This is a genomic window from Streptomyces sichuanensis, assembly GCF_020328095.1.
GTDB lineage: Bacteria > Actinomycetota > Actinomycetes > Streptomycetales > Streptomycetaceae > Streptomyces > Streptomyces cinnamoneus.
Genome location: NZ_JAIXMK010000004.1, coordinates 69,891 through 92,089 on the forward strand (window position 1 = coordinate 69,891; position 22,199 = coordinate 92,089).

22 protein-coding genes and 2 pseudogenes are annotated in these 22,199 nt (G+C 68.9%); 13 read left to right on the forward strand and 11 right to left on the reverse strand.

The window, feature by feature from the left end:
• Positions 1 to 8 precede the first annotated feature (8 nt).
• The 4 genes from LE181_RS02105 (at position 9) to LE181_RS02120 (ending at position 3,456) form a co-directional block, all read left to right on the forward strand.
• The gene (locus LE181_RS02105; protein ID WP_225659144.1) at positions 9 to 575 is read left to right on the forward strand and encodes a helix-turn-helix domain-containing protein; all 567 of its coding nucleotides are present in this window, start codon (positions 9 to 11) and stop codon (positions 573 to 575) included.
• 114 nt (positions 576 to 689) lie between these two features.
• Entirely contained in the window at positions 690 to 1,208 is a 519-nt protein-coding gene (locus LE181_RS02110; RefSeq protein WP_225659145.1) for an ImmA/IrrE family metallo-endopeptidase, read from the forward strand.
• The gene (locus tag LE181_RS02115; RefSeq protein WP_225659146.1) at positions 1,178 to 2,707 is read left to right on the forward strand and encodes a tyrosine-type recombinase/integrase; all 1,530 of its coding nucleotides are present in this window, start codon (positions 1,178 to 1,180) and stop codon (positions 2,705 to 2,707) included. Before LE181_RS02110 ends, LE181_RS02115 begins: the two co-directional genes overlap by 31 nt.
• 275 nt (positions 2,708 to 2,982) lie before the next feature.
• The gene (locus tag LE181_RS02120) at positions 2,983 to 3,456 is read left to right on the forward strand and encodes a nuclear transport factor 2 family protein (protein WP_225659147.1); all 474 of its coding nucleotides are present in this window, start codon (positions 2,983 to 2,985) and stop codon (positions 3,454 to 3,456) included.
• Positions 3,457 to 3,681: 225 nt separating this feature from the next.
• On the opposite strand, the gene LE181_RS02125 is transcribed toward LE181_RS02120, so the two are convergent.
• A complete protein-coding gene (locus LE181_RS02125) occupies positions 3,682 to 4,326 on the reverse strand; it encodes an NADPH-dependent F420 reductase (protein ID WP_225659148.1) in 645 nt (214 codons plus the stop codon).
• A gap of 51 nt (positions 4,327 to 4,377) precedes the next feature.
• Positions 4,378 to 5,190 carry an inositol monophosphatase family protein gene (locus LE181_RS02130; protein ID WP_225659149.1) on the reverse strand — a complete coding sequence of 271 codons (813 nt, stop codon included), beginning with the start codon at positions 5,188 to 5,190 and terminating at the stop codon, positions 4,378 to 4,380.
• Positions 5,191 to 5,304: 114 nt separating this feature from the next.
• Here LE181_RS02130 and LE181_RS02135 point away from each other — a divergent pair, with 114 nt between their 5' ends.
• Positions 5,305 to 6,276 carry a LysR family transcriptional regulator gene (locus tag LE181_RS02135; protein ID WP_225659150.1) on the forward strand — a complete coding sequence of 324 codons (972 nt, stop codon included), beginning with the start codon at positions 5,305 to 5,307 and terminating at the stop codon, positions 6,274 to 6,276.
• A gap of 112 nt (positions 6,277 to 6,388) precedes the next feature.
• Here the strand turns inward: LE181_RS02135 and LE181_RS02140 are convergent, their stop codons facing one another.
• From LE181_RS02140 to LE181_RS02150, 3 genes are all read right to left on the reverse strand, one after another.
• Complete coding sequence (locus LE181_RS02140; RefSeq protein ID WP_225659151.1) at positions 6,389 to 6,871, reverse strand: NUDIX domain-containing protein; 483 nt, start codon at positions 6,869 to 6,871, stop codon at positions 6,389 to 6,391.
• A gap of 99 nt (positions 6,872 to 6,970) precedes the next feature.
• Positions 6,971 to 7,207 carry an NUDIX hydrolase gene (locus LE181_RS02145; protein ID WP_225659152.1) on the reverse strand — a complete coding sequence of 79 codons (237 nt, stop codon included), beginning with the start codon at positions 7,205 to 7,207 and terminating at the stop codon, positions 6,971 to 6,973.
• Between the two features lie 5 nt (positions 7,208 to 7,212).
• Positions 7,213 to 7,911, reverse strand: coding sequence for an ATP-binding cassette domain-containing protein (locus LE181_RS02150; RefSeq protein WP_372458216.1), 699 nt, complete (start codon positions 7,909 to 7,911; stop codon positions 7,213 to 7,215).
• 751 nt (positions 7,912 to 8,662) lie between these two features.
• Between LE181_RS02150 and LE181_RS02155 the strand changes: the two genes are divergently transcribed.
• Entirely contained in the window at positions 8,663 to 9,535 is an 873-nt protein-coding gene (locus LE181_RS02155; protein WP_225659153.1) for an alpha/beta fold hydrolase, read from the forward strand.
• Positions 9,536 to 9,604: 69 nt separating this feature from the next.
• Here the strand turns inward: LE181_RS02155 and LE181_RS02160 are convergent, their stop codons facing one another.
• Complete coding sequence (locus LE181_RS02160) at positions 9,605 to 10,192, reverse strand: TetR/AcrR family transcriptional regulator (RefSeq protein ID WP_225659154.1); 588 nt, start codon at positions 10,190 to 10,192, stop codon at positions 9,605 to 9,607.
• Positions 10,193 to 10,310: 118 nt separating this feature from the next.
• Positions 10,311 to 10,706, reverse strand: a pseudogene (locus LE181_RS32050) (transposase); the annotation flags it as partial.
• Between the two features lie 19 nt (positions 10,707 to 10,725).
• Here LE181_RS32050 and LE181_RS02175 point away from each other — a divergent pair.
• The 5 genes from LE181_RS02175 to LE181_RS02195 all read left to right on the forward strand — a co-directional run bounded on the left by LE181_RS02175 (position 10,726) and on the right by LE181_RS02195 (position 16,065).
• Complete coding sequence (locus LE181_RS02175; RefSeq protein ID WP_225659365.1) at positions 10,726 to 10,932, forward strand: hypothetical protein; 207 nt, start codon at positions 10,726 to 10,728, stop codon at positions 10,930 to 10,932.
• Positions 10,933 to 11,226: 294 nt separating this feature from the next.
• Entirely contained in the window at positions 11,227 to 11,457 is a 231-nt protein-coding gene (locus LE181_RS02180) for a hypothetical protein (RefSeq protein WP_225659157.1), read from the forward strand.
• A gap of 19 nt (positions 11,458 to 11,476) precedes the next feature.
• Positions 11,477 to 12,022, forward strand: a complete 546-nt coding sequence (locus LE181_RS02185; protein ID WP_225659158.1) for an NUDIX domain-containing protein — start codon at positions 11,477 to 11,479, stop codon at positions 12,020 to 12,022.
• 559 nt (positions 12,023 to 12,581) lie between these two features.
• The gene (locus LE181_RS02190) at positions 12,582 to 15,179 is read left to right on the forward strand and encodes a DEAD/DEAH box helicase (RefSeq protein ID WP_225659159.1); all 2,598 of its coding nucleotides are present in this window, start codon (positions 12,582 to 12,584) and stop codon (positions 15,177 to 15,179) included.
• Between the two features lie 316 nt (positions 15,180 to 15,495).
• Positions 15,496 to 16,065, forward strand: coding sequence for a GNAT family N-acetyltransferase (locus tag LE181_RS02195; RefSeq protein ID WP_225659160.1), 570 nt, complete (start codon positions 15,496 to 15,498; stop codon positions 16,063 to 16,065).
• 409 nt (positions 16,066 to 16,474) lie between these two features.
• On the opposite strand, the gene LE181_RS02200 is transcribed toward LE181_RS02195, so the two are convergent.
• The 4 genes from LE181_RS02200 to LE181_RS02215 form a co-directional block, all read right to left on the reverse strand.
• Entirely contained in the window at positions 16,475 to 17,740 is a 1,266-nt protein-coding gene (locus tag LE181_RS02200) for an MFS transporter (RefSeq protein ID WP_225659161.1), read from the reverse strand.
• Complete coding sequence (locus tag LE181_RS02205; RefSeq protein WP_225659162.1) at positions 17,737 to 19,758, reverse strand: ABC transporter ATP-binding protein; 2,022 nt, start codon at positions 19,756 to 19,758, stop codon at positions 17,737 to 17,739. Before LE181_RS02205 ends, LE181_RS02200 begins: the two co-directional genes overlap by 4 nt.
• The gene (locus tag LE181_RS02210) at positions 19,755 to 20,219 is read right to left on the reverse strand and encodes an NUDIX domain-containing protein (protein ID WP_225659163.1); all 465 of its coding nucleotides are present in this window, start codon (positions 20,217 to 20,219) and stop codon (positions 19,755 to 19,757) included. The genes LE181_RS02205 and LE181_RS02210 overlap by 4 nt, the downstream gene beginning before the upstream one ends.
• Positions 20,220 to 20,619: 400 nt before the next feature.
• Positions 20,620 to 20,781 carry a hypothetical protein gene (locus tag LE181_RS02215; protein WP_225659164.1) on the reverse strand — a complete coding sequence of 54 codons (162 nt, stop codon included), beginning with the start codon at positions 20,779 to 20,781 and terminating at the stop codon, positions 20,620 to 20,622.
• 385 nt (positions 20,782 to 21,166) lie between these two features.
• On the opposite strand from LE181_RS02215, the gene LE181_RS02220 reads away from it, so the two are divergent.
• Together LE181_RS02220 and LE181_RS32565 are read left to right on the forward strand one after the other, a co-directional pair.
• Entirely contained in the window at positions 21,167 to 21,688 is a 522-nt protein-coding gene (locus LE181_RS02220; protein WP_225659165.1) for a DUF6417 family protein, read from the forward strand.
• Positions 21,689 to 21,821: 133 nt separating this feature from the next.
• Positions 21,822 to 22,190 (forward strand): annotated as a pseudogene (locus LE181_RS32565) (methyltransferase domain-containing protein); the annotation flags it as partial.
• Positions 22,191 to 22,199: the final 9 nt, after the last annotated feature.

Sequence of the window (22,199 nt, forward strand, 5' to 3'; positions counted from 1 at the left end):
CAAGGATCGTGAACGACGTGTCACAAGAGCGCTGGCAGCGACTCGGCACCGCCCTGCGGCAGGAGCGGGAGCGTCAGGGGCTGAGCCAGCAGGAGCTTGCCAACCGCGCCGGCGTATCTGTGGGCAGCGTGAAGAACGCCGAGAAGGGGGTGGCTCCGAAAGGCCGGCGGCCGTACACCCTGACGTCTATCGCGGATGCCCTGGACTGGGCGCCGAGTTGTATCGACGACATTCTGTCCGGCAAGCCTGCCCCGACCTCTGCCCGAGAGGTGCCCGTGGTGGAGGTGACGCCCGTCATGGGCGGGATGGACGACGTGGCCCAAGCCATGTACGGCGCGCTCAAGTTCCAAATGGCTTGCCAGCAGCACGGAGCCCCGCCGCCGGCGATCGCAGATTTTGAGGCGGCCACGCAAAGGTTGTTCGCTGCCACCATCCGCGCGCAGTCGGAACGCCCGCGGCTGACCCAAGAGCATTTCGAAGCGGTTGCGCATTCCCCCAAGGGTGACGGTGGGCCCGAGAGCGACCGCCGCGCGGTGGATGAAGCCATCCGCCGGTTCGACAGCGAAAACCTGTAACAGGTCCCACCTCCACCCGTTTCAAGCGAATCTCTCCATAAATGCCACTTGCACGTATCTGTGCAGCCGATTCATGATCGGACGGCTACTTCTCAGCTTGAAATGGGGGGACGAATGACGACCCATGCCTTCAACCAGAAGGCTTCCACGCCACAGTTTGCTCTGGACGGCCCCGTGTGCGCCCGCGTACCGGAAGCCTCCAACGGGACCTACTCCCCGTTGGAGCGGGCCGAGCAGCTCGGCCTGCATGTCCGGTACACAGAGCTTTCCGACTCGTGGGCATGGTGGGTTCCGTCCCGTCGTCTGATCATCCTCTCCACTCGGCTTACCGCCGTCCAGGAGCGCTGCGCGCTCGCCCACGAGCTGGAGCACGCGCAGCGCGGCGACGTCGACTGCCGCGTGGTTGAGCACCCCGCCGCCCGCATCTGGGGCCGCCGACAGGAGCGCCGCGCCGACGAGGCCGCGGCCCGCCGGCTGGTCTCCACCGCCGCCCTTGAGGCCGCGATGCGCTGGGCGCACTCCTACGAAGAAGCGGCGCAGGAGTTGCACGTCACGGAACACATGCTCCGGGTGCGGCTCCGCCTTTACAGAAACGAACTTGAATGCCCGGATACATTGAGGATCGCTGGCTGACCAAGAAGAAGGACCCGGTCACCGGCAAGCGCAAACGGACTGCCCGATACGGCATAGGCAAGCGCTACAAGGTGGCCGATATACCCGGCGTCGCGGACTGCTCGTTCAACCTCCTTGATGACGCCAAGACTTGGCTTTCCACTTCGCAGACCGACAGCAAGCGCGGCACCTTCATCGACCCGCGCGACGGCAATGTCACGCTTCAGTGGTACGTCGAGGAGAAGTGGTGGCCGACCCTTCGCGTGCCGCCGGGGACAAAGGAGTCCATGCGGCCCCGCGTCTTCAACCACATCCTTCCGCACGTGGGTCACTTGCTCCTGAATCAGATCGGCTCCGACGAGATCAAGGAGTGGCAGACCCGGGCCGAGGAGGACATCGACGTCAACACGCTGCGGACGACGTGGCGCCACTTCTCCAGCATCATGCAGGCCGCGAAGCAGGCGAAGCGCATCGCCGTGAACCCCTTTCGCGACCCGGACCTGAAGCCCCCGAAGGCGCCGGAGAGCAAGGCAAAGGCGTGGCCGCTGGAGACAGTCGTGGCGGTACGGAGGGCGCTGGCGGGCCGGTACCGCGTGCTCGTGGACCTCGCTGCCGGTTCGGGGATCCGGCAGGGCGAAGCGTTCGGCTTCTCCCCGGACGACATGGACGGCGACGTCATCAAGGTGACCCGGCAGATCGTCAAGGTCGGCGGCAAGCTCGCGTTCGCCCCGCCGAAGGGCAACAAGACCCGTGAGGCCCCCTGCCCGCCCGAGCTCGCCGAGGCCGTCAACGCGCACATCGCCGAGTTCGGCACTGTGGCGGTGACGCTGCCGTGGGTCGACCCGGCCCGGCCGAACCTGCCGTGGGACAAACGCCCGCTGGTCACGGTGCGCCTGCTGGTCACCACCACGCGCACGGGCGGGAAGAGCGGCGGTGCGATCAACCGGTCCACCTTTGACGAGAAGCACTGGAAGCCTGCCCTCGTCGCGGCCGGTGTGATCCCAGAGCCGGAGATCACCGTCATCCCGCGGCCCGGTCGGCCGACACTGCGTCGCGTGAAGTGGTCCATGCCGCGGGAGGAAGGGTTCCACGTCCTCCGCCACACGTTCGCGTCGGTCGTCCTGGCCGCCGGCGAGACGATCGTTCAGCTCGCGGCCTGGCTCGGCCACAGCGACCCGGCGTTCACGCTGCGGACCTACGTGCACTTCATGCCGAAGTCCGGCGCCCGGGGCATGGCCGCCCTCGGCTCGCTGCTGGCGTTCGCCGTCCGCGCGGCGGTACAGGGGCAGGCCGGGACGGGGAGCGCTCCGGCGGATTCTCCCCAGATTCTCCCCAGGGGCCAAAAAGAAGCCCCCTCTGAGTCTGTTTTCGCAGGTCAGAGGGGGTTAGAGGTGGACGAGTCGGCCTGTACGCCGGGTTCTGTCTCGCGGGAGCCGCTGACCTGCTCTCACCTGCCGGATCAGCTCGGCCCCCAAAGCCGGTGCCGCCAACCATCAAATTGTCATGAGACGACACGGTAGACCTGCCCCGGTGAGGTACCGGCCGAGGGTTCGGTCTATTCGCCAGATCGTCCAGGCTGGTGGCCGTCTGCCCCTGGCTCTGCACACGGAATGGGAGTGGTTTGTCGACGACTTCGGGCTCTGGCTCAACTTTTGTGGACTGGTCACACTGAGCCACGGATCGGCAGGTGGGGGCGGCCACGGACGGGCACGGCTCTGGAGAACATGAGACCCGGAACCGGCGCCCAGCTCGGGTGAGGCGGCCTCAGCCAGGGGCGACCTGATATGAGTTGATTATGAACGCAGAAACTCTTGACTCGATGGAGCGCCTGCTCGCAGAGCGGGCTTGTGAACGGCTGGTAGTCGAGTTCGTCCACCGGCTCGACCTCGGGGACCCGGGCTCGGTGGCGGACCTTTTCACGCAGGACGGTACCTGGGAATGGCCCGCCGGCGACCGCCTCATTGCGGGTCACGACGCCCTGCGCACCTACTTCGGCAACCGGCCCGCAGACCGACTGTCACGCCGTATATGCACCAACATCCTGGTTACCGTGACCTCTGCGGACACCGCCGCCGCCACCACCTACTTCACCACGTACCGTGTCGACGGCTACAGCGGGGGCCTCGTACCGCCGCGGCCCCCGGTTCAGGTGGGGCACTACGAAGACACTTTCCGCAAGGTGGACGACACCTGGCTGCTCACCACGCGGACTCTCTTCCTCTCCTTCGCCGGCCCCACGGAACGCCTCGACGGGCCCGGTCAGTCATGAGAACGGCTCCCAGTCGACCGGCCGTCAAGGATGCACCACGGGGAGTGACACTCCACAGAACTTGAGCCAGAGCCCGACTTCGGGAGTCGCCTCGTGTGGAGCCGGCGTGATGAATTTCGATGAGTTCGGGCGTCACTTGCAGCTCAGCGGGCGTTGTCCGTGCCAGTGCCCAGCTGCCTCGCCCGAGCCCGCTACTGGTTTTGGTCCGAACCCGGTCTTGATGGGTCAGCGGGCGAGGGAGACGGCGAAGGGCTTGAAGCCGTGTCGGCGCAGGACATGAGGAACCATGAGGATCAGGGCCTCGGTGGCGCGGGCTGTGGTGATGCCGCCGAGGTCCTCAATCCATGCGGGCTGCCAGCCCAGGTCGCCGAGCAGACCGGTAACGGTCTTCTTCGCGTTCTGGTCATCGCCTGAGAGATAGGCGGTCGGTGGGGTGGCCAGGGTTTCGGGAGCGGTCATGACCATGAACAGCATGGTGTTGAGGGTCTTTACCACATGGGTGCTGGGGAGGGCGGCCTGGAGTTGCTCGGCGAGGCTGCTGCCGGGATAGCACAGGTCGCCGGGCAGGCCGTCATCGGCGTCGCGGGTGGCGTTGGAGACATCGATGAGGAGCTTTCCGGAGAGCTCGGTGCGCAGGCCGGCCAGGCGGTCCAGGGACGTGTGGCCGGGCGTCGCGTTGATCACGATGCTCGCGGTGCGGGCGGTAGTGCGCTGGTCGGCGAAGGCGATCTGCGGGGCGATGCCAGCGGCAAGGGCTGCGGTCTCTTCCGGGTTCCGGACACCGAGGGTGACATGGTGTCCGGCTGCGGAGAGCTTGTCGGCGAGGTTGGCGCCGACGCGGCCGGCGCCCAGGATGCCAATGCTTGTCATGCGGTGATGCTCCTTGCGGTATCGGGGTGGGGAAAGAGCGGAGACGTCCGGTCAGGTGATCGGTGACAGAACCTTGAGGGCGGCGGTGTGGATGCCGGGGGCGGCGGCCAGGAAGTCGCGGCTGCCCGTGTTCCAGGGCTCGCCCGCCAGGTCGGTGACGACACCTCCGGCCTCCGAGACCAGCAAGGCGCCGGCGACCAGGCCGGAGCGGACGTCGGAGAACTGCCAGAAGGCGTCCGTGCGTCCGGCGGCGACGTGGATGAGCTGCATCGTGGCGGGAACGGACACGCGCACGACCAGGCCGTTGATGAGCATGGCGGTGACCGAGTCACCGATCCGGCGGAAGGTGCGCTCGTCCTCGCCGGGCCTGGCCTGGCCGGTGCCGATGAGCGCGGCGCCCAAGTCGGTCTTGGCGGACACCTTCAGGGGACGGTCGTTGAGGCGGGCACCGCCGCCGGCGACGGCGGTGTAGGTGTCGCCGGTCAGCGGCAGATGGACGACGGTGAGTACCGGCTGGTTGTCGCGGACCAGGGTGGCGGTGACGGCCCAGTCCTCCATGCCGTGAACGTGGTTGATGTTGCCCTCGGCGGGGTCGACGACCCACCACTCCCCCGACGGGAGCGCACCGCCAGCCAGCTCGTCCTCGGCCCACCGCGACCCTTGCCGGGCCCGCAGCAGCGGTTCCCGCAGCACGTCCAGCACCGCGTCGTCGTTGGCGTGGATCTCAGCGACGACCTCGTCCAGACTCACGCCCCGGGCGTGTGGGGTGTGGCGCTCGCGCAGGGTGATGCCTGCGGTCTTCACCGTGGTGGTGACCTCGGACAGGAGCGTCATATCGGCGGCGAAAGGCATGGCTGTGCTCATGGGGGCTCCCTGAGTTCGAGGTGTGCGGGCGGCTTGTCTCGCGCCTGCACTTCGAAGGTAGGCACCCCAGTCATTAACAGCAAGTGCATGCTATTCACTTATAGAGTTACTGGCATGCAACTGGACCTGAACCTGCTCATGGCCCTGGACGCACTGCTGGAAGAGGGCAGCGTCGCCGGCGCAGCAGCACGCCTCCACGTCACCCCACCGGCGATGAGCCGCTCCCTGGGCCGCATCCGCAAGGCCACCGGTGACCAGATCCTGGTCCGCACCGGCCGCAGTATGGTTCCCACCACCCGTGCGCTGGCCATGCGCGCCCAGGTCCACTCCCTCGTGCAGCAGGCCCACCACCTTCTGTCCGCGCAGCAAGAACTCGACCTCCCAGCCCTGGACCGGGTGTTCACCGTGCGCTGGCACGACGCCCTGACCGCCGCCTGCGGCACCGCCCTGATCACAGCCGTCCACCGCCAGGCCCCCGGCGTCCGGCTGCGCCTGTCGGCCGAACCCGGGACGGACGACGCCGAGCTGCGCCGGGGTGAGGTCGACCTCGAATCGAGCTCCAGCGCTCCGACGCTCCCCGACATCCGCCACCGCCTCGTCGGCAGCGACCGGCTGGTCGTCGCCGTCCGACCGAGCCACCCCCTCACCGAAGGTCCGCTGAGCATCGAGCGCTACGCAGCCGCCGAACACCTCACCGTTTCGCGACGCGGAAGCCTGCGCGACCCGATCGACGACGCCCTGGCCTCCCGTGGCCTCGAACGACGTGTCGTCGCCGCCGGGCCCACCGCTGCCTTCGCGCTGCAACTCGCCCTCGACACCGACCTGATCGTCACCCTCCCCGACGCGGTCACCCGCGCAGCCCGGGACCAACTCGGCCTCGTCATATTGCCGCCGCCACTCCCGCTGCCCGAGGTCCCCCTGTACCTGCTGTGGCATCAGCGCTACGACGACGACCGCGCCCACACCTGGCTGCGAGACCTGGCCACCGAAACCGTCCAGGCACTCTTCGCATCGCCGACCGCCTCCCCCTCACCCACCGGACTGGGCAGTGACGGATCCGCCGGGGTGCAAGCCTGCGGCAGCTGATTCCCGTTCTCGCGAACATCACCTATTCACGCAAGGTGCGACTCTCCATCTCACATCGAAACGGAGTACCTGGCCGGCGCAGGTGACGCAGGCCACCTGCGCCGCACGGGCGTCACGGCGTGCCGCGAACCAGGTACGCGGCGCGGCCCGTCGCCCGGGCGCGGTGCACGGTGTCGAGGAGCTTCACGCGGTACGAGTCGGCCTGGGTCACCCAGCTCTCCCACTCCAGGGCCCGCACGTGGTCGTGCTCTTCCGGGTCGAGCCGGATGGATGTGAACTGCTCCCAGGTGATGTTGCCGCCGTCGAAGACGCAGACGATCTTGCCGATCGGCCAGCCCTTCACGCCGGGGTGGATGAACTGCATCAGGAGCAGGTCCATCGGGCCCCGTACCCGCAGCCCGGTCTCTTCCTCCGTTTCCCGGGCGGCTGTGGCCCTCGGGTCCTCTCCGTCGTCGGTGTTCCCGCCCGGGAACTGCCACCCGGTGCCCTTGAAGACGGACCGGAGCATGACCGGCCGGTCCGGGCCGACCGTGAGCAGTACCGCCGCCGCCAGGGTGACCTTCGGCACCGTCTTGACGTACTCGGCCGGGCTCATCGGTAATTCTCGGTTCCCCATCCCTCTTTCCCTCCCTGTCCGACCCCAGGGTCCTGCCGCGGTGTGGCCGCGGCAGGACCCACATCACCTCGCCGGCGCTCAGGCGACGTCTCCTGCGTAGACGCCGACTCTGCACCGCTTCTGGCCCAGGGCGATGAGCGCGGGCAGCCGCTCCTCGAACCACACCGGCAGGAACCGCAGGCCGGCGAGCTTGTCCACCGGCACCCACTCGACGGCGACCTGCGGCCCGTCGGGCTCGGTACCACCGAGGGCATCCGGCTCGGCGACGATGTCGCACCAAACGACGAGCCCGTTGGCCGAGTTCCGGATCTTCATGCGCCTCACCTTGACTGAGTCGGGACCTTCGTCGTCCGGGTGGTGGTGGTGGTGGTGTACTGGGATGCCTGGAGCTCGTACAGGCCCCGGTAGTGCCCGTCCTTGATGGCCATCAGCTCGCTGTGGGTGCCCGACTCGATCAGCCGCCCCTTGTTCAGGACGTGGATCACGTCCGCGGTGGCGGTGGCCGCGAGCCGGTGGGTGATGAGGAGGACGGAGGTGACGCCGTCGTCGGTCAGCTCGTGCAGCGACTCGAACATCTCGATCTCCGCACGCGGATCGAGCGCGGCCGTGGGCTCGTCCACGATGTTCAGCTCCCGGCCCCGGTACAACGCCCTCGCGATGCCGACGCGCTGCCACTGGCCGCCGGAGAGCTTCACCCCGCGCTCGAAGCCCTTCATCGCGATCGAGTCCCACCCGTTGGGCAGCTCCTCGACGACCGTACGGATGTCGGCCCGCTCGGCCGCCGCCTCGACGTCGGCCTGCACGAGGTTCTTGGAGCCGTCGCCGATGTGCACGTTGGCCTTCACCGTCATCGGCCACGCCTGCACGTTCTGGGCGAGCAGCGCGACCTTCCCGAAGACGCTCTCGCGGTCGGCGTCGCGGATCTCCACGCCGTTGTACGAGATGCGGCCGGACGTCGGCAGGTACAGCCCGGCCACGAGCGCGGCCAGCGTCGTCTTGCCGGAGCCGTTCTCCCCCACCAGCGCGATGACCTTGCCCGGGAAGGGCGCGGGGGTCTTCGTTGGATGGGCACCACTGGGAGGTGTCGGGAAGCACCTGGCCGCTGCGGGTGGCCGCCGCCACCTGCAGCGGGCGTCGAGGGCTAGGTCGGGCTAGGCCGTTTCTTTCGGATCAGCGTGCTGACCAAGCGCAGGCAGCGCACCCCGGCCCGGGCCGGGCCCGTGGCGATCCTGGCGAAGAATGCGCTCCTGGCGCCGGGTCATCCCGGCCCCGTGCAGATCGACGGTCGCACGGCTGATGGTCCCGGTTCAGGCCGGGTCCATCAGATGGCCCCCAATGTGGGCGAGCGGCCCGCGCCACGGTCGGGGTGTGCTGCGGCTCCGGGTAGGGAGCGGTGGTCCAGCCATCGGGCTCCTCGAGGAGGTGCCGGGTTTCGTCGTACGTGTCCCGGCTTGCTACTGCTGGTGGTCGGGCAGCCCGTGGAGGAGAAGTAGACGAGGATCCTCGATCACATCGATGCCGTCATATCTCCCTCCGGCGCAAGGACTCGTGCTCGACGAGCCACGCCACCGCCTCCCGGCGGGATGAGCCGCGCAGGGCGCCCTGAGAAGCAGATCCCCGGCCGTGCGGCTTCTCACCGACAGTCAGGTGCCGTACCTGGCATCCGAATTGAATAGAGCGTTCGTTCTAGTGGTGCTAGTGTCTAGTTAGAACGTTCGTTACAACGGCGGCTCTCGGAACCAGCCAGTCGCCCGTCACCTGGGAGGAACAGTGGAGATCAAGCACATCACCGTCAATGGCCTCGACCTCGCCTACGTCGAGCAGGGCGAGGGCCCTCTGGCACTGCTGCTGCACGGCTTCCCGGAGACCCCCGGCATGTTCCGGCACCTGATGCCGGAGCTCGCGAAGGCCGGGTACCACGTGGTCGCCCCATACATGCGGGGATTCGCCCCGAGTCAGGTGCCGCCGGACGGAAGCATGCTGATGAAGGACCTGATCGCGGACGCCAACGCGCTGCACGAGGCGCTGGGCGGGGGCGGTGACGCGATCATCGTCGGGCACGACTGGGGCGGCTTCGCCACCTGGGGCGCCGCCGCCCTCGCGCCGGAGCGCTGGTCGAAAGTCGTGGTGGCCGATGTCCCGCCGGTGCGGTTCTACGAGCGCCGGGCCGCGGTCCCCGAGCAGATCCACAAGAACAGCCACTTCTACTTCTTCCAGATGGCCATCGCCGATCAGCTGGTGCCGGCGAACGACTTCGCCTACATCGACTGGCTGTGGGACCACTGGAGTGGCGACATCCCCGGCTTTGACCCCACCCAGGACCGGGAAGAGGGCAAGGACGCCCTGCGCGAGCCGGCCAACCTTCAGGCGGGACTGGGCCTCTACCGGCAGAACTTCCCCTCCGAGGCATTCGGCACCGACGCCTGGGAAATGGGTCGTCTGCTGGCGGAACTGCCCACCCAGCCGACCCTGTACCTGCACGGCAGCGAGGATCCCGTCGTCAACGAGGAGATCCTCGCCGACATCGTCGCCGCCCTGCCCAAGGGGTCGGACGGCGCGCTGCTCCAGGGCGTGGGCCACTTCCCGATGGTCGAGGCCCCGGAGGAGGTGAACAAGCGGATCCTTGCCTTCCTTGGCGAGTGACCAGTCCCATGCCAATGCCCGCACCGCCTTCGGGCAGTGTGGGCAGCGGCATGCGTGACGACGGGGGCATCAGCTCACAGGGGGTGTGCCGTACGAGCCGACCAGGCGGGCCAGTTGCCGGCCCGTCGCCCACAAGGGCTCCTCGCTGCGGATGACCTGCGCCGTCACTTCGGCGCCCTCCAGAGCGCTGATGATCGTGGTCGCCAGATCCTGGGCATCGCCAGCAGGGATGCCCGAACCCAGCAGCTTGTCGTGAACCAGCTGCTCCCAGCCACGCAGCGCGGCTGCGCACACTCGCTGGATCTCGGAGTCGGTGCCCAGCGTCTCCAGCGCTGCCGCAGTGATCGGGCAGCCATCGACCCAGCCGGACACCCGCAGTGCTTCGGCGAGCTGCCGGGCGCAGGCTTCCACGGCCGCGGCCGGCTTCTCCTCGCTGTCCAGCGCGGCGCGGAGCAGCGCCGAGAACTCCTGGTCGCCGTGGGCGATCGCGGCGACCGCGACGGCCTCCTTGCCACCGGGGAAGAAGTGGTAGACCGAGCCGAGCGTGGCCTGCGCCTCGCCGGCGATCTGCTTGATGCCGGTGCCGACATAGCCCTGGCGCTGCAGAAGGCGCGAGGCGGCGATGACGATCCTGTCCCGGGTGCTGGTCTGGCCCATGCGCACAGCCTACTGGTTAGAACGCTCGCTTCAGGGAGCCTGCCGCAGGGGCTCACAGGAGACGCCCTGGCCGCCCGGGACCTGGACCCAAGCATGTGACTCATGACGAGTCACATGTCAGGTGTTTGTTGTCGCCGTAGCCGTAGGTGTGGCAGAAGCACCGCTCAGGCGCGGGGTCCGCGTCCGGCCGCAGCCACGGGGAGACGTCGACCGCGAGGACCAGGCGGCCGTCGGCCGCCTTCGGCAACGGCACCTACACCTGGCCCGTCGCAATCGGCCCCACATCCAGCCGACTGTGATTGAGCCTGGTGTACAAGGCGCCGTGCCCGCGGCGGTGTTCCGGTACGAGCGCGAGGCTGACCAGGGTCTTCATCGGTCCGTCCACACACAGCATGGCGTCGGTGAGCTCGAACAGTGCGTCCGCACGCGTGGTCAGGCACGCGTACAACTCTGACCGGAAGGATGGTGCAGCCCAAACGGCTCCCGCAGAACATCGATTCGACCCGGCGACGATAAAGGGCAAGGTCAGGGCAATGTTCCTGACGTACGGGGCGGATGCGTACCTGCGCGACGGCGAGTACGACCGGGCGGCAACGACTGCCGCCAAGGCGCTCACCATGGCGAACCACATCGGCGCGCCGCGCTGCGTCGAGCTGGTCCACGGGCTTCTCCCGCGCTTCCGGGGGCACGACTCGGCCGAAGGTGTCGGCGAACTCCTGGACCTGGCCCGCGCGAGCTGACCGCGGCAGGACCCGCATCACGCCGCCGACGAAGGTGACGGACGTCGCCGCCGGCACCGTGCTTCACATCACCTTTCGTCGAGGGGGTCGTGCGAAAAAACGCGCGTCCCTCTCGACGGCACCCCGGCAGGCGCTTCCGCCCCACCGCCCCCACGGCGCCGTTACGGATTCTCCCTCGAAGGTGGGAAGCCCGCCGGATGCGCTTCCCGACCGCCCGCGGCTAGCACTAGGGTTCGGGAGCCCTACGGATTCCCGGCCATGACACGGGCATTCATGTCGGAAAGGGGCGGCGTTATGACCGGCTATTGGTACCGGTGCGATAAATGTGGCATCACCTGGGACGAAGGCTCGAAGCACGAGGCCCAGGCCGACCGCGACCGCCACCGGCACGAAGCCCACGGCGGAGGAGCCCCGGACGGCGACGCCGTTCACGCGCCCGACCGTACGTCCTGGCCACCGCCCAGCATCCTGATCGCCGCGCTCACGCTCTTCGCTCTCTTCCTGCTCTTCGGCAACCGCCACTGAGCCCTCTCAAGGAGTCCTGTTGCCTGCCAGCCCCGCCCCGTCCGGCTGGTCCCGCGTGGACCGCACGACCGTCCTCGATGGTGGCCGGTTACGCGTCCACCAGGACTCGGTCGTCCAGCCCGATGGCGCCCCGGGGACCTTCCGGGTTGTCGAAGTCCCCGACGGCGCCGCCACGATCGCCGAGGACGACCACGGGCGCATCGCGCTCGTCCGCCAGCCCACCTACGTCCACGGCACGGTGCTGACCATCCCCGGCGGCGCCATGGAACCCGGCGAGGCTCCCGAAGCTGCGGCCCGCCGCGAGCTGGCCGAGGAAGCGGGCGTCACCGCCACGACCTGGCGCAAGCTCGGCGACATCGCGCTCATGAACAACAACGTCTGCCGCCTCCACCTGTACGCCGCCACCGAGCTATCCCTCGGCGAACAACAGCTCACCGGCACCGAGACCGGCATGACCCTCGAGTGGTGGTGCCTGAACGACGCCGTGGCCGCCGTTATGGACGGCAGGATCTTCCTGTCCGGCGCTATCGCCGCGATCCTCATGCATGCCCGCGGCAGGACGTGAAACACCTCGCCGGCGCAGGTGACACCACCACCTGCGCCACACGGCCCGGGCGCGCCCTTGGCGTCGGGTCGCCCCATTCCACCCGCGCCTGCGCCGCCGCCCGGCGCCGGAAGTCCCCCAGCTCCGCTCGCTCGGCATCGCGCGGCGCCCGCATGTAGGCGAACACCTCGTCTCCGTCTCGGGCTCGCGCTACCCGCCGCCGTGGTCCGCCGCCTGCTCGGCGTCTATCGGAGCACCGCCGACACCTGGAAGCACATCGGTGGACGAGACGACACCTACGCCGCTCATGTCGCCAGCCGAACGGCAGACTCCTGGCACTCTGCCGACACCGGATTACCGCACCCGAAAGGCCATGCCGCAAGTTCCATAGCCGGAGCCAACCGGCACATGGGAGCGTCGAGCGTCCCTTCGGCTTGTTCGGCTTGGAGGTGATGGGGCCGGTACTACGCTCCTCTTCGGGTCGGGAAAAGAGAGTCTTCCGCAGCTGGTTCCCGGGAGGTTGTCAGTGAGTGGTGGTCAGGAGCGGATCCGTTTCAAGCGCCGTGTAAAGCAGCGTCCCGTGCCGGACACACCGGAGGCGCTCTTCGGCGAGCTGCCACGCACGCGCGACGGCCACGGCGCGTTGTGGTCCCATCAAGCAGACATCCTGCGCGACTACATGGACCACCGTGACAAGGCGGATATCGCCCTGGAGCTCCCGACCGGCTCCGGCAAGACCCTGATCGGCCTGCTGATCGCCGAATGGCGCCGCCGCTTCTTCGGACACCGGTCGGTCTACGCCTGCCCGACAAAACAGCTCGCTCACCAGGTGTGGGAGGCAGCACAAGCTCAAGGTGTCCCTGCGTCACTGTTCATCGGGCGATCGCGTGACTTCGACGAACGCGACCTTGGCCGGTACGAGGCCGCCGAGCTCGTGGCCATCACGGTGTACAGCCACGTCTTCAACAGCAACCCCGTATTCGCAGGCACCCAAAGTCTGCTCTTCGACGACGCGCATGCGGCAGAGAACTACGTCGCCGATGCGTGGGCCTTGAAAGTCCACAGGGACACGAGCCAGTTCCGGGGCATCCTCGACGTCTTGGTCGATGACCTGGACCGTCACCTGATGACCCGGCTCACGGACGAACAGGGCGAGGACACCGAGGTGCGGCTGCTGCCGGTGGCTACCGTGGCCAAGCACACGGAAGCCCTGGACAAAGTCCTGATCACCATGGACGGCCCCAACAAGTTCCGGTTCGAGATGATCCGGCAGCAGCTACGCTCGTGCCTGTTCTACGTCAACTCTCAGAGCTGGTACATCCGGCCGATGATCCCGCCGACCTTCGACCACGCCCCGTTTACCAGCCCCGCGCAGAGGATCTACCTCTCCGCCACGCTGGGAGATGGCGGAGAGCTCGAGCGGGCTTTCGGACGCGCCCCGATCACCCGCGTTCGGGCACCCGAGAACTGGGAGCGGTCAGGGAGCGGACGCCGCTTCTTCGTCTTCCCCGATCTCGCCGGGACCGACGAGGCGATCTTCGGTCCCGCTACCCCCGAGCCCGAGTCCGCAGACGAAACAGCCGCGGACGAGGCCGCAGTGCAGGCGGGTGACGAGGGTGGTCCGAAGGGCGGTCTCGTGGGCCAGTTGGTGCGCCTGCGCGCCAAGAGCGTGCTCCTGACGCCTGATGACACGACGGCCAGGAAGACCGCTGACGCAATGGGAGTGCCAGACTCCAAGCGGTACCGCCCCGGCGCGACCGCGGCCGGCTTGCGGCCGTTCATCAACGCCGACCAGGGCATGCTCCTGGCTCCGAGCCGGTACGACGGCATGGACCTGCCCGACGAGGCGTGCAACATCATCCTGATGCGGGGGTTGCCGGAGAGCGTGCACCTTCAGGACCGGTTCCTCACCACCAGGCTCGGTGCCAGCAACGTCGCCCTGGAGCGGGTACGCACCCGAGTCGTGCAGGGTGCTGGCCGCTGTACCCGGGGACCGCGGGATTTCGCGCTTGTCATCGCGGTAGGCCGAGAGCTGCAGCGATTCCTCTCCCGCGCGGACGTCCGCGCAGGCATGCCGCCCGAGCTGCAGGCGGAGATCGCCTTCGGGCGTGAGAACAGCGAGGTTCCCGCAGCCGACCTCGTCGCGCTCGCACGCAGTGCGCTGGACCGCGACGACGTCTGGCAAGAGGACGCGGAACCAGACCTCACAGAGCGGCGCAACGAGGCGACCAAGGAGGTCCCGCCATACGTGTCCAAACTGGAGGCCAGTGTCCGGCGGGAGATCGACGCCTGGCAGGCCGCGTGGCAGCAGGACTGGGATCGCGCCTCCCGCGAAGCCGTCGAGGTCCTCAACCGTCTAACCGGCAAAGAACTGCGCTCGTACCAAGCCTTGTGGGCCTACCTGGGCAGCGCCTGGGCGTCGCTCGACGTCGACTCGCCGGCCGCCGCCGGGCGTTCCCGAGAACTACTGCGTCGCGCTCACGAGGCCGCGAGCCGCACTACCTGGCTCAGGGAGATCGCAGGGACGGGTACCGAAGCGAGTGTCTTGGACGTACTCGATGCCGACGGCGTCGATGGCGTCATGGCCGCCTTCAGGCGCTCGCCTCTGAAGAGCACGGCCAAATTCAACCAGCTCACCAACAACATGATCCGTGACCTGGCCCGTCCCGAGGCCACCGGATACGAGCAGGCGCTCGTCACCCTGGGCCAGCTCCTCGGCGCCCGCTCCTTCAAGCCCCTGGGCGACGGGCGCACCGATGCCGCGTGGATGTGGCCGTCGTCGTGGCTGACGATCGAAGCCAAGAGCGAGCAGAAGCCCGACGGCGGCATCAGTCTGAAGTACATCCGGCAGGCGAACACCCAGCTCGATCTCCTCGCCGCCGACGAGGGCCTTGATGATCCGATGCCCGGCAGCATCACTGTCATCGTGTCCCCGCGCAGCATGGTCGTCGACGACGGTGTGAAGGTCGCCCGGGAACACCTCTACCTGGCCTCCCCCGAGGTGCTGGAGACAGTGGCCCAGCGTGTCGTCCGTGCTTGGACTGCGATCCGCGGCGCCGCACCCGCTGGTGTCGAAGGCGAGGACCTTCGTGCCGTGGTCGAAGAGGCACTGGCCTCTCACCGCATCCTGCCTTCCCACGTATTCGACGATCTCAGCCTGGACCGTATCCGCCGATAGCGGGCCATTCCCCAGTCGTCCGAAGGCCGACCGGAACGAGGTTCTTCTTGTCAGCTCGTGAAGAACGCCGGACGACCCTTGCCAAGGGCGGCTCGGACACACCAAGCCGCCCTTGAGCAGCCATTGCGCAACTTCCGATAGCCGGAACTAGCCGTGCGGCGCTAGGAGCGTGGGGCAGTAGACAACTCCTGGAATGCCGCGCCTCGTGGTGGAGTGGGGCTGTCGGGCGCTGCAGTTGAAAAGGCGTGGTCGTCGGGCAGTCGTGATGCGAAAATCAGTCCGCATCTTGATCCACATCCGCGTCCCGGAGGTCCGCATGGACGTCGCCTCGCTGCTGCCGTTGACCACGGCCCGGTTGTCGCTGCGTCTGTTCACTCCCGGCGACGCCGACGACCTGTACGCCTACCAGAGCCTGCCGAGCGTGGCGCGCTACTTGTACCGGCCTGCGCACACGCGTGAGCGCAGCGAGCAGGTTGCCGCCGAGCGTGCGGCGCAGACGGCCTGGCGCGCCGACGGGGACAAGCTGGCGCTCGCTGTCTGCCGGCGCGATGAGCCCGGCGTCCTTGGCGAGGTGAGTCTCGCCCTGGCTGGTGCCCGCGCCGCCCAGGCCGAGATCGGCTGGACTCTCGACCCACGTCACCAGGGGCACGGCTATGCAACCGAGGCGGCTGCGGCGCTGGCCGGGTTTGCCTTCGGCACGCTGGGCGTGCACCGGCTTTACGCACGGCTGGATGTGGAGAACACCGGGTCTGTGCGGGTCTGTGAGCGCCTCGGGATGCGTCGGGAGGCGCACTTGGTCGAGAACGACCTCGACGGGGATCGCTGGGGCAGCGAGTACATCTACGCGGCGCTGGCCGCGGACATGGGTGGTCAACCAGGCAGTTGAGCCCGCCGCCTCCTGTTTCGTGATCTGGCCCGCGTCTGATGGTCCGGCTGCTGATCTACGGCCCACAACCTCCGCAAGATCTTCCGGCACACCGGAACCGCCGGGCTGGCCGCCGCCCGAGCCTGACGGCCCGGCCGGAGCCCCCTGAACAACGGCCCACCGAGCCCACCACTGCGGCACCAAGCCCGAACAAACGGCCGCGACCGGCCATCAGCCGATCCAACAACCGCTCGTCGGCTGGGCCATTACCGACCCACGCTCCTAGGTGCTCCACGCGTACGTCACCCAGGTAGCCCGGTTGCCAGCGTGGCGAGTTCGGTCTCGTCCGAGGCCCGGTAGCGGGTGCCGGCCGCCCACAGCTGGTCCCAGTACGCGGCCGGATCGTCGATCGTCACGTGCGTCTCCTTCATCAGGTGGTGGCGGGCGGCCTGGCTGGGGTCTGACGCATGGTGCGAAGGGAGGAGGCGAGCAATACGAGGAACGGGGTGGTCAGGGCGAGGGTGCCGAGGGCGAGGCTGTTCCACAGGCCGAGCCAGGTGCCGGCCGCCCCGGCGAGGAGGGCGGCGAGGGGGCGGGTGCCGTAGGTGATCCACTGGCCGGTGGCGAGCATCCGGCCCTGCATGCCCTGGTCGCACACGACCTGGCGGATGCTGCGCTGCGTGGAGCCCTGCGCGGTGGCGCAGGCCAGCTGTACGAACAGGCCGGCGGCGATGCTCACCTGGCCGCTGCGTCCCGGTGCGGCGAGCAGCAGCGGCACCTCGGTCAGCGGGGTGATGGCCAGCGCGGTGAGCATCACCCGCGTCGGCCCGAACCGGGCCACCAGCGAGCGGACGGCCAGTGCCCCGGCGACCCCGCCGAGTGCCGCCACACTCAGCAACATTCCCAGGTCCGTGGCCGAGTAGTGCAGTTCGCGGAGCAGGTACACGCTCCAGAGGGTGGTCAGGAAGGCGAAGACGGCGGTGTAGGCGGTGCCGGTCAGCAGCAGCGGCCGGATCGTCGGATGGCGCGCCACGTACAGCACGCCCTGCCTCATTTCGCCGAACAGCGAGCCCTTCGCCGCGGGCCGGACGGGTGCCGGTTCAGGGGCGCGGATGCCGGAGAGCAGGAGGGCGCAGGCGAGGTAGGAGGCAACGTCGAGGTAGACGGCACGGGCGGCACCGAGGACACCGACGACGGCGCCGCCGAGCTGTGCGCCGGCACTGTCGGCCAGGGAGGCCACCGCGCCGACCTTGGCGTTGGCCTCCAGTAACCGTTCGCCGGGGAGCAGGGAGGGCAGGTAGCTGATGCGTGTGGTGGAGCCGAGGAGACCGGCCGTCGAGCTGACCAGTGCGACCATGAACAGCACCCCGAGCGACAGTCGGCCGGTGGCGTCGGCCACGGGGATGGCGGCGTACGCCGCTGCGGCGACGAGGACGGCGCCGATCATCATGGGGCGTTTGCGGTGCCGGTCGGCCAGTGCCCCGGCGGGAAGCGCCACCAGAAGTGGCGGCAGGCGCTCGGCGAACGCGAGGAGCGAGACCTCCCACACCGTCGCGTGCAGGGAATCAACGGCGACCAGCGTCAGGGTCACCGAGGTGACGCCGCTGCCGACGAGGTCGACTGCGCACGCGGACCAGTAGCGGAGGAAGTCCCGGTGCCGCCACAGGCTGCTGCTTCCCGCCGGGGCCTCGTTCATCGGGCTTCGCTCCCTTCCTTGGCGTCGGCCGGCCGGCGCTGTCCGGGCAGGGCGGTGTCCTGGAACTGGGCGCGCTGCATCTCGTACAGCTCGCGGAAGACGCCCGCCGTCGGGTGGTGCAGCAGTTCCTCGAAGGTGCCGGACTCGACCAGTTCGCCCTTGGCCAGGACGTGGATGAGGTCGGCGTGGCGGACGGAGGCGAGCCGGTGGGTGATCAGGACGACCGTCTGTCCGGCGTCGGCGAGTTTGCGGATCTGGTCGAAGACCTCCAGCTCCGCTTTCGCGTCGAGGGCGGAGGTCGGCTCGTCGACGATGAGGATCTCGGCGTCACGGTAGCGGGCGCGGGCGATGCCGAGGCGCTGCCATTGGCCGCCGGAGATCTGGTGCCCGCCCTTGTAGCCCTTCGACAGCAGTGTGTCCCAGCCACGTGGCAGCTCTTCCACGACGGTGTCGGCCCCGGCGCAGGCGGCGGCCTCGTCCACTGCCGTCTGGTCGACCGGGCGCTCGGGGCGGCCGATGGCGATGTTCATGCGGCAGGTGAACGGCCACCGGTGGAAGTCCTGGCTGACCATCCCGATCCGCGACCACAGCTGTGCGCGGTCCAGGGTGCGGGCGTCGATGCCGTCCCACAGGACGCTGCCCTCATCGGGCTGGTACAGGCCGGCCAGCAGCTTCGACACCGTGGTCTTGCCCGAGCCGTTCTCCCCGACGAAGGCGACGATCTTCCCGACCGGAATGCTGAGCGTGACGTTCTTCAGCGCCGGCCGCTTCGCCTCGGCGTCCTTCCGGTCGACGTCGTTGTCGTCGGGGTAGTGGAAGGTGACGTCGTCGAAGCGGATCAGCGACAGGTTCCCGGGCGCGGGCGCGCCGCCGGTGGGGATGGTGTACTTCGCGGCCTCGGTGAAGAGCCGTTCGAGGTCGGCGACGTAGGCGGATTCCTCGTAGAGGTTGTTGACCTGGAGTACGAGGGTGGTCAGGCTCTGGCCTCCGCTGCGGATGGCGAGCACGGCGGTGCCTGCGATGGACAGGGACATCACTCCGGTGGCCAGCAGGCCGAGGAGCGAGGCGTAGGTGAGGGCCGCGGCGACGCCGGTGAGGGCGGAGGCGACGAGGCGGACGCGGGCGCGGCTGGCCGCGAGGCGGGATTGTTCCGCCTCGGACGCCTCGGACATGCCGCGGAAGTGCTGCAGCAGGAACGGGCCCACGTCGTGCACGCGGATCTCCCCGGCGGGCCCGGTGCGCATGAGGGTCTGGGCGAGGAGCCGGCCGGCGCGGGAGTGCTGCATCCACCGCAGGTAGCTCGCATACCGGGCGCGCGCGTTGCGCAGGGAGGCCCAAGAGCGAGGGACGGTCATCAGCACGAGCAGCGGAAGCAGCACCGGGTGCAGGACGGTGAGGACGCCGGCGGCGGCGACGAAGGAGACGAGGGAGCCGACGACGCCGGTGCACACGTTGACCATGCGGCGCGCGGCACCGGCTCCGTACTGAGCGGAGTCCATCAACCGGTTGAAGTCGGCGTCCTCGATCGCGGCGAGTTCCACCTTCGCGACATGCGCGAGGTACATCTCGGTGGCAACGCGCTCCACCTTCGGCTCCAGCCGGCCGGTACCCGCTGTGGAGGCGGCGTTCGCGAGGGCGCCGACGATGCCGGTGACGGCGACGCCGATCACTGCAGGAATCGCGGCCTGGACCCGGTGGCCGATCGACCCATTGCCCAGGACAGTGGCCAGGACGCTGTTGACGGCGACCAGGCCGATGGCCTGGCTGATGCCGCGGACCAGCTCGCCGGCGCCAACGGTCCACAGGGCCCGGTGGTCGGCCCGCCACGCCAGGCGCACGGTGAAGGCGACCATGCGGGGCAGCTGGAGCGCCATGGTCCACAGCGTCATCTCGAAGTACGCCTTGTGGTGGTCGGCCCAGCGAGCGTTGTACAGCAGGGGCCCGCCGAACAGCAGCTTCTCCGACGCCGAACCCTCGGTCGCCTCGGCCACCGCTGTCTCGGTTCGCTTGATCTTCACGCCGCCCCTCCGGTCGTCCAGCCGTGCTCGGACAGCAGGGCACCGGCACAGAACTGCCTCAACACGGCGGCGGTGTACGGCACGCAGTCCGCCGGTGGCCGCGCGGGGTCCGCCCACACCAGGGCCGAGCACTTATCCGGCTCACAGATGGACGGTTGACCAGTCCAGCGCTGGGTGGTGAACACCATCCCCATGCGGCCTTCGCCCTCGGGGCTGCGGTGGTGGATGGCGTGGCAGAACTCCAAGTCACGGTGCGCGATCGTGACACCCACCTCTTCGGCGACCTCCCGAAGGGCGCCGGCGGAGACAGGCTCGTGCTTCTCCAAGTGCCCGCCGGGCGGGCACAGCAGCCCGGAGGCGTAGACCTGCCCGGCCCGGCGGAGGAGCAGGATCCGCCCGTCGTCGCGGACCATCAGCACCATCACATCGACCACGAGCCGGTAGCGCGGCGGCTGCCTCATGCCCACCTCCCCATGGCCGTCCCAGCGCGACGGCTAGGCCCCGCCTGGTCGTGTTCGAATCGCAAACGCACCTCCGTGGTTTTCCCGGGTCGATCCTGGTGGTGATGCACTACGCCTCCTCGTTGACGAGCGGATCGGACGAGTGATCGGAAAAACGGCCCCCGGACGGGTGCGGTCACGGCCTCCTAAGGGCGTTTCGTCGTGCAGAAATTCGAGTGACCGTCAACCGGTCCGTGATCGCTGGGCCAACGGGTCGGCGAGTGCTGTGCGATTCACTCGGGCGTGGCCGCTCACCCGATCCGGGCATTGCGTTGCTGACGGAAACGACCGGCCGCCACTCCGGTCCAGTGGTCGCCGGGCCGGGCTGGCGGAGGCTTTGCAGACGACCGGGTGACACCCCTTACGTTGCCGTGGCGATCGGGGGCTTGGTGGTGGCCTTCGATGACTTCTTCTTCGCGGGCGGCGTTCGCGCGGCCGGCAGGGGCGCCGTACCGCCGAGTGCCTCGTAGAGCCGGTGGGGGTCGGTCCAGCCGCCGAGCCTGGGCGGTACGACCCACCGCACATCGCGCGCGTGCTCCGGACGGTCAGCGGCAGCTCGATGACGGTGCCCGGCCGCAGCAGCCGCGCACCACGCCCCCGCAGGTCCCATCGGTCCGCCCAACCGCGTTTGATGGAGATGGTCCAGTGGGCGGCGATGAGCTTGCAAGGACCGGGCCGACGTCGGACCCGAGTTCTTCCCATGCCCGTTGACCGAGCGCGGGACCGACCCGGACCGCGTCCCATGTCACACCGCACGGCACGCGGATCCCCCCGGGTATCGAGACCACAGCTCGGCCGTAATGCCGGGCTGCCGCTTGCTGTTCCTCGAACACGTATGGGAAGGACATCCGTGGGCGGCCCAAAAGACCCGGAGTACGAGGCCCTACAGGCCTGCGCGACACCGGAGCATGTCAGCAGCACGGTTGGACGACCGACGACTGCGGCATCACCCTGAAGCTCGTGGACCGCCTCCGGGCAGCCGCCTTGTGCGAGATGGCCGACCTCTTCGTCTTGGCACGTTGCCGGGCCCGCCGCAGTGGGCTGCCCGGCTCACACTTGAAAGGCACGACGCGCTCGTCTACCTCCCCGCCCGCCGATCGGGCACCCCCGGCGTGGCGTCGGTGACCGACCGGCCCGCAGGGACCCGCGAGGTGACGCTGCGGCCCAAAGCCATGGAAGTGCTGCGCCTCTACCTCAGCCTGGGCCACCGTCTTCGCCAGCCACCCGCACTCGGCCTGGAGGAAGCGGTCCGTATGGCGCAGCGGGACGACACAGGCAACGCCTGGGCCCTCCAGGCCACCGAGCCGCAGCTGGATTCAATCGCGTACGCGATGTGGCTGGAGGCCCCCGCACACACGGTGGCGCCCGCGAACCGGCTCGCCCGCGACCACGATGCGCGCTACCGGCCGTCGACCGCTGCACCCGACTGACGTGTATCGGCCAATGTCCCGGGAAGGGCCCTGCACGCGTCACCGACCGCTCACCCCGGAGCCGAGGAAGGCGCGGTGTGGGCAAGCACGGTGACGGCAATAGCGGTGCGGAGGGCGACAAACAGCAGTCGCCGTGCGACCCATCGCAGGTCGACCTCCTGGAGCTCCATGCCCACGGTCATGCTGCAGGCCCTCGACGTCCTTGACGCCTACGACGGGCACCGCGTGTTTCGAGGCCGCTGCCGGCACCGGCTACAACGCCTCGTGGCTCTGCCATCGCCTCGGCGACGAGCACGTCACCAGCATGGACATCGACCCCGGCATCGCCAAGCAGGCCGAGACCAACCTGACAGCGGCCGGATTCAGCCCGCGCGTGCTGTGCGGCGACGCAGAACAGGACCGCCCGGCCGGGGAGACGTACGACCGGATCCTGGGAACGTATTCCGTCCCCGACATCCCGTACGCCTGGGTGGAGCAGGCACCCGGCGGCCGCATCGTGACCCCGTGGGGC

Coding starts and splice junctions, on each gene's coding strand:
- LE181_RS02110 (WP_225659145.1), top strand. CDS start 690: ATGACGACCCATGCCTTCAACCAGAAGGCTTCCACGCCACAGTTTGCT.
- LE181_RS02115 (WP_225659146.1), top strand. CDS start 1,178: ATGCCCGGATACATTGAGGATCGCTGGCTGACCAAGAAGAAGGACCCG.
- LE181_RS02120 (WP_225659147.1), top strand. CDS start 2,983: ATGAACGCAGAAACTCTTGACTCGATGGAGCGCCTGCTCGCAGAGCGG.
- LE181_RS02125 (WP_225659148.1), bottom strand. CDS start 4,326: ATGACAAGCATTGGCATCCTGGGCGCCGGCCGCGTCGGCGCCAACCTC.
- LE181_RS02130 (WP_225659149.1), bottom strand. CDS start 5,190: ATGAGCACAGCCATGCCTTTCGCCGCCGATATGACGCTCCTGTCCGAG.
- LE181_RS02135 (WP_225659150.1), top strand. CDS start 5,305: ATGCAACTGGACCTGAACCTGCTCATGGCCCTGGACGCACTGCTGGAA.
- LE181_RS02140 (WP_225659151.1), bottom strand. CDS start 6,871: ATGAGCCCGGCCGAGTACGTCAAGACGGTGCCGAAGGTCACCCTGGCG.
- LE181_RS02145 (WP_225659152.1), bottom strand. CDS start 7,207: ATGAAGATCCGGAACTCGGCCAACGGGCTCGTCGTTTGGTGCGACATC.
- LE181_RS02160 (WP_225659154.1), bottom strand. CDS start 10,192: ATGGGCCAGACCAGCACCCGGGACAGGATCGTCATCGCCGCCTCGCGC.
- LE181_RS02175 (WP_225659365.1), top strand. CDS start 10,726: ATGTTCCTGACGTACGGGGCGGATGCGTACCTGCGCGACGGCGAGTAC.
- LE181_RS02180 (WP_225659157.1), top strand. CDS start 11,227: ATGACCGGCTATTGGTACCGGTGCGATAAATGTGGCATCACCTGGGAC.
- LE181_RS02195 (WP_225659160.1), top strand. CDS start 15,496: ATGGACGTCGCCTCGCTGCTGCCGTTGACCACGGCCCGGTTGTCGCTG.
- LE181_RS02200 (WP_225659161.1), bottom strand. CDS start 17,740: ATGAACGAGGCCCCGGCGGGAAGCAGCAGCCTGTGGCGGCACCGGGAC.
- LE181_RS02210 (WP_225659163.1), bottom strand. CDS start 20,219: ATGAGGCAGCCGCCGCGCTACCGGCTCGTGGTCGATGTGATGGTGCTG.
- LE181_RS02220 (WP_225659165.1), top strand. CDS start 21,167: ATGTCAGCAGCACGGTTGGACGACCGACGACTGCGGCATCACCCTGAA.